The following is a 7593-nucleotide window of genomic DNA, read 5'->3' on the forward strand; positions in this document are numbered from 1 at the left end:
TCCCTTTACCCCCGGGCGAGCCCGGCTACCCGGTGCGGACCCCGTGCCCCTGGTAGAGCACGGCGGTGGACCAGGTCGGCACGATCCGCGGCTCGCGCCCGGTCGTCCTCGTCGGACGGTCGGCCGGCGCCGGGCCGGGGGTGGCCGGCGCGCCGCCGTCGCGCATCCGGCGCAGCAACCAGGCCAGCGTGCCGCCGAACGCCGGGCGGATCCCGCGCAGCCGCAGCTCGACGCCGTGCCGGGCGCACTCGGTGACCAGCGCCCGGGCGTCCACGAACAACCGTGGGTCGTGGATGCCCCGGGGCACGGTGGGCAGCCGCTCGCCGATCTCCACCGCGATCAGGCGGGCCAGCAGGGTGTCGTTCAGGGTGTCCAGCACCAGCAGGCCGCCCGGCCGCAGCAGCCGGCACGCCTCGGCGACCGCGCGCCGCCAGTCCGGTACGTGTTCCAGCATCTCACCGGCGGAGACCACGTCCGCGCAGCAGTCGGCGAGCGGGACCGCGGTCGCGTCGGCGTTGAGCACGGTCACGCCGTGCGTGGCGGCCTGGTCGAGGGCGGACCGGGTCAGGTCCACCCCGACGTGCCGGTAGCCCTTGCCGACCAGGTGCGGGGCGAGCAGCCCGGCCCCGCAGCCGAGGTCGACCAGCAGGGCGTCCTTCCTGGGCGCCGGGGGCACCAGCGCGGCGCGGGCTCGGGCCAGCCAGTGCAGCATCGCGAACGCGCCGTCCGGACGCCACCACTCGTCGGCCAGGTCGTCGTACTGCCGAGGGTCGTTGGGCGGCAGCGCCCGGGGCGGGATGGTCACCGGGGCGGCAGCACACATGCACCGAGCGTGGCACGACTCCCGGGTAACGACCAGACTTCCCTTATGTCGTCGTCGGTGTTAGGGCTGCTCAAGGCAAGCCATCCGGAACCGGCCGCCGCGGTCACCGTGGTGGCCGGGCTGCTGGCGGCCGGGGTCGGGCACGGTCCGGTCGGGATAGTCGCCGTGGTGGGCACCGTGCTGGCCAGCCAACTCGCGGTCGGCTGGAGCAACGACCTGATCGACGCCGACCGGGACGCCGCGGTGGGGCGTACCGACAAACCGGCGGCCACGGGCACGGTCCACCGGCGGACCCTCGCCCGCGCCGCCGTCGCGGCCGCCGCCGCCACCCCGCTGGTCGCGCTGACCACGAACGGCGCGGCGGCGCTCTGCGCCACCCTGGGGCTGCTCTCGGCGCTGCTCTACAACCGGCCGCTGAAGTCGACCCCGGTCTCGGTGCTGCCGTACGCGGTCTCCTTCGGCGCGCTGCCGGCCTTCGTGGTGCTGGCCCTGCCCGGCACGCCCGCCCCGCCGGTCTGGCTGGTGGCCGCCGCGGCCTGCCTCGGCGCCGGGGCGCACTTCGCCAACGTGCTGCCCGACCTGGCCGACGACGCGCAAACCGGGGTGCGCGGATTGCCGCACCGGCTCGGCCCGGCCGGCAGCCGGGTCGCCGCCGCCGGGCTGCTGCTCGCCGCGACCGTCACCCTGGTCGTCGGGCCGCCCGGGCCGCCGTCCTGGGCGGGCCTGTCGGCGGTCGCGGCCGCCGTCCTGGTTCCCGCCGTCGGCGGGTACGCGGGCCGCGCCGCGACCCGCAGCGGGGGCCGGCCGGTGGCCGTCTTCCGGGCGGTCATGGTGGTGGCGCTGATCGATGTGGTGCTGCTGGTGGCGAGCGGTCGGGTGGTGTGACGGATCACCGGGAAGGTGGCATTACCGGGTCGGCGTGCGGCCCTCGATCAGCCCCAACTACGCTGGAGCGCGGTCTGCGCGGGTATGGCCAGCCCGGACCCGGCGTACAGCCGGGTGGGGATCGTGACGAGGAGGACCGACGTGACGCGCTCGATCAGGGGTTCCCGGAGGGCGGCCCTGCTGCTGGCCGGTACGGCGGCGGCGACCAGCCTGCTGCTGTCCGGGTGTGGCGCCGGCCAGATCGCCGAGACGTCCGTCAAGATCCCGTCGGTGCAGGGCGTCAACGTCCAGACCGCCGACAACCTCTACAAGGTGCGCGGCCTGTACGTGCAGTACCCGGGCGGCAAGGGCTACCAGGCCGGCGCGAACGCGCCGATCAACGTCCTGCTCTACAACGACAGCAAGTCCCCGGTCACGGTGACCGTCAGCACCGACAGCGCCAGGGAGATCCTGCTCAGCGGCACGGCGCAGAGCGGTGGCCCGTCGGTCGCCCCAACCGGCTCGCCCACCGAGCCGGCCACCGCGTCGCCGACCGCCAGCAACCCGAGCGCCTCGCCGAGCCAGTCCCTCGGCACCTCCGAGTCGCCCTCGGCCAGCCCGTCGGCCTCGCCGAGCGAGTCGGCCCCCGCCGGCGGGCCGGCCCGGATCGAGATCCCGGCCAACGGCTACGTCCAGCTGAACAGCACCAACGGCCAGTTCCTCCAGCTCGTCGGCCTGAACGACAAGCTGCTCACCGGCCAGGTGGTCAACCTGACCTTCGACTTCGGCAACGGCAAGGTCGTCAAGACCGCGGCCCCGGTCGGCGTCCCGCTGACCCCGGCTCCGGCCCCGTCACAGGTGGTCCACCCCCGCGAGGAGGCGGGCGCCGACGGCGGTGACGAGGGTGACGGCCACAGCTGATCCACCGACCCGCTTCGACGACACCGCCGGTGTGGCCAGCGCCACGCCGGCGGTGTCGCCGTTTCGGGGTGGGCTTTCGTCGTACCGCCCGGTTAGCGTCCGGGGGTGAGCACCTCCCGATCGACCTCCTCCCGCACCCCCGCCGCGACCGGCCGGAGCCGGGGCGCCGCCCGCGAGCCGCGCCCGGCGTACGAGTGCGACGCCTGCGGCCACCAGCCGCCCAAGTGGGTCGGGCGCTGTCCCGAGTGCGGCGAGTGGGGCTCGGTGGTCGAGTGCACGCTGACCGGCCCGATGGTCTCCGGCCGGGTGGTCAGCTCGCGGATGCCCACCGAGCCGGCCCGTCCGATCGCCACCATCAGCGCGGCACCGGCCCGGGCCCGGCCGACCGGGGTCAGTGAGCTCGACCGGGTGCTCGGCGGCGGCCTGGTCCCCGGCGCGGTGGTGCTGCTCGCCGGCGAGCCCGGGGTCGGCAAGTCCACCCTGCTGCTCGACGTGGCCCAGCAGTGGGCGGCGGGCGCGGGCAGCCCTTCCCTGGTGGTCAGCGGCGAGGAGTCGGTCAGCCAGGTGCGGCTGCGCGCCGAGCGGATGGGCACCCTGCACGACCAGCTCTACCTCGCCGCCGAGAGCGACCTGTCGGCCGTGCTCGGCCATCTCGACGCGGTCAAGCCCGGGCTGCTGGTGCTCGACTCGGTGCAGACCATCTCCACCACCGGCACCGAGGGCGTGCCGGGCGGGGTGACCCAGGTCCGGGCGATCACCGCGGCGCTGGTGGCGGTCGCCAAGGAACGCGGTATCGCCACCGTGCTGGTCGGTCACGTGACCAAGGACGGCCAGGTCGCCGGCCCGCGGGTGCTGGAGCACCTGGTCGACGTGGTGCTGCACTTCGAGGGCGACAAGCACTCCTCTCTCCGAATGGTCCGGGGCGTGAAGAACCGGTTCGGCGCGGCCGACGAGGTGGGCTGCTTCGAGATGCACGAAGGCGGCATCAGCAGCCTGGCCGACCCGTCCGGGCTCTTCCTGACCCGCTACTCCGAGCCGGTGCCGGGCACCTGCGTGACGGTGGCCATGGAGGGGCGGCGGGCGCTGGTGACCGAGGTGCAGGCGCTGATCGGTGCCACCGTGGCCGGTTCCCCCCGGCGGACGGTCTCCGGGCTGGACGGGGCGCGGCTGGCCATGGTGCTGGCGGTGCTCCAGCGGCGTACCGAGCGGCTGACCCTGCACGACCGGGAGGTCTTCGCCGCCACCGTGGGCGGCATCCGGGTGGTGGAGCCGGCCGCCGACCTGGCCGTCGCGCTCGCGGTCGCCTCCGGCGGCCTCAACCTGGCCCTCAACCCGCACCTGGTGGCGATCGGCGAGGTCGGCCTCACCGGCGAGGTACGCCGGATCGGCGCGGTCCCCCGGCGACTCGCCGAGGCGGCCCGGCTCGGCTTCCGGCTGGCCCTGGTGCCACCGGGCTGCGGCCCGGGCAGCAGCGGAGTGGCGCCGGAGAACATGCGGGTGATCGAGGTCACCGACGTGCGCGGGGCCCTCCAGGCCGCCGCCCGGGCCTCCGCGGAGTGATCGACGGTGAAGGGCCGGCGGGACGGTTTCGGACAGTCGACGCGCGGGGTCGAGGACCGGCGGAGCCGGACATCGTGACACATCACAGTAACCACGAGAGCACCCACCGCACGGCAGTCCGTAGACTGTGCCCGTGCCGATCGACCGCGATGCCACCAAGCCCGCCGCGGCGACGCCGCATGCCCGCACCGGCGCCGTGGGCTCCCCCGCCCGTCCGATCAGCGTGAGCGTCACCGGAGGTGTCGGCGGGGCCGGCGGCGACCCGCTGCGGGCCAACCTCGCGCTGATGGCGCCGGGCACCGCGCTGCGCGACGGTCTCGAGCGCATCCTGCGCGGCCGCACCGGCGCGCTGATCGTCCTCGGCTACGACAAGGTGGTCGACTCGATCTGCACCGGCGGCTTCCCGATGGATGTGGAGTTCTCCGCCACCCGGGTCCGCGAGCTGTGCAAGATGGACGGCGCCGTGGTGCTCTCCAGCGACGGCACCCGGATCGTGCAGGCCGGCGTGCACCTGATGCCGGACCCGTCCATCCCCACCGAGGAGTCCGGCACCCGGCACCGCACCGCCGAGCGGGTGGCCCGGCAGACCGGCTACCCGGTCATCTCGGTGAGCCAGTCGATGCGGATCATCAGCCTCTACGTCAACGGCCAGCGGCACGTGCTGGACGACTCGGCGGCGATCCTGTCCCGAGCCAACCAGGCCCTGGCCACGCTGGAGCGGTACAAGCTCCGGCTGGACGAGGTCTCCGGCACCCTCTCCGCCTTGGAGATCGAGGATCTGGTCACCGTCCGCGACGCGGTCTCGGTGGTGCAGCGGCTGGAGATGGTCCGCCGAATCGCCGACGAGATCGCCGGGTACGTGGTGGAGCTGGGCACGGACGGCCGCCTGCTCGCCCTCCAGCTCGACGAGCTGATGGCCGGCGTGGACGCCGATCGCACCCTGGTCATCCGGGACTACCTCCCCGTCGGCCGGAAGTCGCGCACCCTCGACGAGGCGCTGGTCGAGCTGGACCTGCTCAGCGCCACCGAGCTGATCGACCTGGTCGCGGTGGCCAAGGCCATCGGCTACCCGTCCGCCTCCGACGCCCTGGACGCGGCGGTCAGCCCGCGCGGCTTCCGCCTGCTGGCCAAGGTGCCCCGGCTCCCCACGGCCGTGGTGGACCGGCTGGTGGTGCACTTCGGCAGCCTCCAGCGGCTGCTCGGCGCGACCGTGGAGGATCTCCAGGCGGTCGAGGGAGTCGGTGACGCCCGGGCCCGGGGTGTCCGCGAGGGGCTGTCCCGGCTCGCCGAGGCGTCCATCCTGGAGCGCTACGTCTGACCCGTCCCGGCGTGCCGGCCGATCCGGTCGCGGTCAGTTGGTGATGGTGAGCTTCACCGGCTCGCTGAGCTTGGTGCCCACCCGGGCGAACACCTGGTACGTGCCGGCCGCGGCGTATGCGCCGTTGGCGAGGCCGTTGGCGCACTTCGTGCTCGCCCGGCCGTTCCAGCCCAGCTCGTAGGAGCGCTCGAAGTCCGGCGTGAACGACTGCACGTCCGAGCCCTTGCCGGTGCCGCAGGTGTCCGAGGACCAGATCTTCTCCGCCCCGGACTTCACGAAGAGTTCCTGGAGGTCGGCTCCGACGTCCCGGCTGCAGGTACGGTTCGACACGTTCTGGATCTTGAGGCGGAGGGTGACCACGGTGCCCCGCTGCGCGGTGGACGGCACCGCCACCGGGGTCACCTTGATCTCCGAGTCGGTGCAGGTGCCGTCGCCGGCCACCGGCGCGGCCGGCGCGCCGCCGGTGTCGTCCGTCCCGCTGCCGCCGCCCGCCGGCGCGCTCTGGCCGCCGTCCGAGCCGCCGGAATTCCCGCCGGAGTCGTCCGGCGTGGCGGACGGGCTGCTGGACTGCGGGGTCAGCACCGTACCGGTCGGACCCGGCGCCGCCGTGGCGGACGGCGAGGCTCCGGTGCCGGTCATGTTCGGGTCCGGGCGGGAGCACGAGTAGAGCAGGACAATCAGGAAGAGCAGCCCGGCTCCGAGTACGACGGCGCGACGCCGCCAGTACACGGCGGGAGGCAGGGGGCCGACCGTCAGACGCATGATGCGTTCACCGTAGCCGCGTACCGCGCCGGTCGGGGGTGCGACGCGCCGGTGGCTCGCCTGGCACTCACCCCTCTGCTCCACTGTGGAGGGTACGGGCCACCGCGCGGCACAGCCGACCACGCCCGGTCAGAGATAGACCTTGCGCTGGTAGACGGCGTGTGCCCCGGCCACTCGGTCGAGGAAGAGCAGGCCGGCGCAGTGGTCGATCTCGTGCTGGAGCGCCCGCGCCTCGAACCCGTCGGTGACCAGCCGGACCGGGGCCCCGGTGCCCGGCAGCATCCCTTCGACCACCAGGCGGCTGGCCCGCTTCACGTCACCGGTCAGGTCGGGCACCGACATGCAGCCCTCCCGCCCGGCCTTCCAGCGGGTCGCCTCCACCACCTTGGCGTTGCAGAGCACGAAGGCGCCGTGCACGGTCACCGCCTTCGGGTGGCCGGTCACGTCCACCGCGAAGACCTGGGCGCTCACTCCGACCTGCGGCGCCGCCAGGCCGACACAGCCCGGCGAGACCCGCATGGTGGCGACCAGGTCCGCCGCGAGGCGGACCACCTCGTCCGACTTCGGATCCACCTCCGGTCCGGGGCGGCTGAGCACCGGGTCGGGGGCGGACACCACGGGGCGTACCTCGCCGGGCAGGGCCAGCGCCTCGGGGACCCACCCGCCCAGGCCCGCGTACTCCGCCGTCACAGCAGATCCGTGTCCGCGAGCCGGAGGCTGACGCCCACGCCCAGCTCGGCAGCGGTACGGGCGAGCCGGCCGGCCACCTCGTCGGAGCTGCCCGGCGGCAACTCCACCTCCGCGACCACCACGTAGAGCGACCCGGTCAGCCGGGTGCTCAGATCGGTGACGTTGCCGCCCGCGTCGGCCAGCGCCCGGGTCATCGCCGCCACGATGCCCATCCGGTCCGCGCCGTGCACCGCCATCACGTACGGCTCGCCGGCCGGCTCGATCGCCCCGTCGGGGGTGACCGCGCGTACGGTGGCCAGCAGCTGGCCGTCGGCGGCGAGCGGGGCCAGCGCGGCCTCGACGTCCGCGGCGGCCGGGCCGACGCAGATCAGGGTCATCGCGAAGTGCCCCCGCAACCGGGTCATCGTGGAGTCGGTGAGGTTCGCGCCGAGCCGCGCGAGGGCCTCGGCGACGTCGGCCACGATGCCCGGCCGGTCCCGGCCGATGACGGTGATCGCGAGCTCGTTCATCCGGACATTCTGCCGTCTCAACCGTGGTCGGCCGCGTGGGCCCGCCGGGCCCGCCCATCCTGCGGGAAAGCCGCCCGTGACATCATCGGCAACGCGATGACTGAGCCCACGTTCGCCACCCTGGTCAGCCGCTGGTACGAGCGGAA

General features: G+C 74.4%; 8 protein-coding genes. 4 read left to right on the forward strand and 4 right to left on the reverse strand.

The features are described 5' to 3' along the window. Window positions 1-25 precede the first annotated feature (25 nt). The gene (locus tag ONA70_RS16240; RefSeq protein WP_265007274.1) at window positions 26-823 is read right to left on the reverse strand and encodes a methyltransferase domain-containing protein; all 798 of its coding nucleotides are present in this window, start codon (window positions 821-823) and stop codon (window positions 26-28) included. A gap of 45 nt (window positions 824-868) precedes the next feature. On the opposite strand from ONA70_RS16240, the gene ONA70_RS16245 reads away from it, so the two are divergent. The 4 genes from ONA70_RS16245 (at window position 869) to disA (ending at window position 5486) form a co-directional block, all read left to right on the forward strand. Continuing rightward, window positions 869-1708, forward strand: coding sequence for a UbiA family prenyltransferase (locus tag ONA70_RS16245; RefSeq protein WP_265007275.1), 840 nt, complete (start codon window positions 869-871; stop codon window positions 1706-1708). Between the two features lie 141 nt (window positions 1709-1849). After that, window positions 1850-2608 (forward strand): hypothetical protein, encoded by a 759-nt coding sequence (locus ONA70_RS16250; protein ID WP_265007276.1) that lies wholly within the window; start codon window positions 1850-1852, stop codon window positions 2606-2608. 105 nt (window positions 2609-2713) lie between these two features. Continuing rightward, complete coding sequence (radA, locus tag ONA70_RS16255) at window positions 2714-4168, forward strand: DNA repair protein RadA (RefSeq protein ID WP_265007277.1); 1455 nt, start codon at window positions 2714-2716, stop codon at window positions 4166-4168. A 133-nt stretch (window positions 4169-4301) separates the two neighbouring features. Next, entirely contained in the window at window positions 4302-5486 is a 1185-nt protein-coding gene (disA, locus tag ONA70_RS16260) for a DNA integrity scanning diadenylate cyclase DisA (RefSeq protein ID WP_265007278.1), read from the forward strand. A 33-nt stretch (window positions 5487-5519) separates the two neighbouring features. Here disA and ONA70_RS16265 read toward each other — a convergent pair whose 3' ends face one another. From ONA70_RS16265 to ONA70_RS16275, 3 genes are all read right to left on the reverse strand, one after another. Next, window positions 5520-6248 carry a hypothetical protein gene (locus ONA70_RS16265; RefSeq protein WP_265007279.1) on the reverse strand — a complete coding sequence of 243 codons (729 nt, stop codon included), beginning with the start codon at window positions 6246-6248 and terminating at the stop codon, window positions 5520-5522. A 129-nt stretch (window positions 6249-6377) separates the two neighbouring features. Next, on the reverse strand, window positions 6378-6938 hold the full coding sequence (locus tag ONA70_RS16270) for a peptide deformylase (RefSeq protein WP_265007280.1): 561 nt from the start codon (window positions 6936-6938) through the stop codon (window positions 6378-6380). Next, window positions 6935-7447: a glycine cleavage system protein R gene (locus tag ONA70_RS16275; protein WP_265007281.1), complete on the reverse strand. Its 513-nt coding sequence runs from the start codon at window positions 7445-7447 to the stop codon at window positions 6935-6937. Before ONA70_RS16275 ends, ONA70_RS16270 begins: the two co-directional genes overlap by 4 nt. Between the last annotated feature and the right edge of the window lie 146 nt (window positions 7448-7593).

The organism is Micromonospora yasonensis (assembly GCF_026013475.1).
Lineage (GTDB): Bacteria > Actinomycetota > Actinomycetes > Mycobacteriales > Micromonosporaceae > Micromonospora > Micromonospora yasonensis.